General features: G+C 36.3%; 1 pseudogene. It reads left to right on the top strand.

The features are described from left to right. Window positions 1–8: 8 nt before the first annotated feature. Window positions 9–907 (top strand): annotated as a pseudogene (locus tag MICAI_RS17595) (ISL3 family transposase); the annotation flags it as partial.

Here is a 907-nt window from a genome sequence, read left to right as displayed (position 1 = left end):
CCCTGTAACTACAAGTTAATCGTCGTCAATTTAAGTGCAATAACTGTCAGAAACCCTTTAGCGAAGAGTTAGATTTTGTCGCCAATAAACGAACCTATACGAAAAGACTAGCCGAGAATATACTCAAACAATTAAAAGAAGGAGATATTTTAAATATTAGCCGAAGAAATGACGTAACAGAAGAAAAGATTCAAAGAATGCTAAAGGACATCGCCGAACAAATTACAGAGCCAGATTTATCGGAATTAAAAAGACTAGGAAGTGATGAAATCGCTCTAGTCAAAGGACAAAAAAATTACTGTGCAGTTTTAGTAAATTTAGATACGGGAAAACTAATAGCTATTCTAGAGAAGCGAACACAAGAGGAGTTGAGGAAAACGCTTACAGGCTGGGGAAAAGAGGTGTTAGAGCAAATTGAAGAAGTCAGCATAGATCTTTGGTTGTCTTATAAAAATCTGGTGAAAGAATTGATGCCTTCGGCCGAGGTAGTCGCTGATAGATTCCATGTAATAAAACAAATTAATCAAGAGTTAGACGAACAGAGAAGAGACGTTCGGCGATGCTCAGTCGAGCCGCGGAAAAAAGAGCCGTAGAAGCGCAGAAAAATAAAAAACAGAAAGCAGGAAAAGAAGCAAAGCTAGAAGTTTTAAAGCGAAGTAAATATAGCCTGTTAAAAAATGAAGAAGATTTAACGGAAATCCAAAAAATTAAACTAGAAGCTATCAAAGAAACTTTCCCAAATTTGAAAAAATGCAGCAATTAAAAGAAGAATTTAGAAAGATTTACGAAACCTCAAAGAATCCGACAGAAGGACTGCTATCCATCACGGAATAGTTGGCAAAATCTTCCAGTGTTTTTACCAAGAGTTGTCAAACAATCCGAAACTGGTTTGGAGAAATAATTAGGG

Source organism: Microcystis sp. T1-4 (assembly GCF_000297435.1).
Taxonomy (GTDB): domain Bacteria; phylum Cyanobacteriota; class Cyanobacteriia; order Cyanobacteriales; family Microcystaceae; genus Microcystis.
Note: the sequence above shows the minus strand (reverse complement) of the source record. Positions and strands in the feature narration are given on the sequence as shown.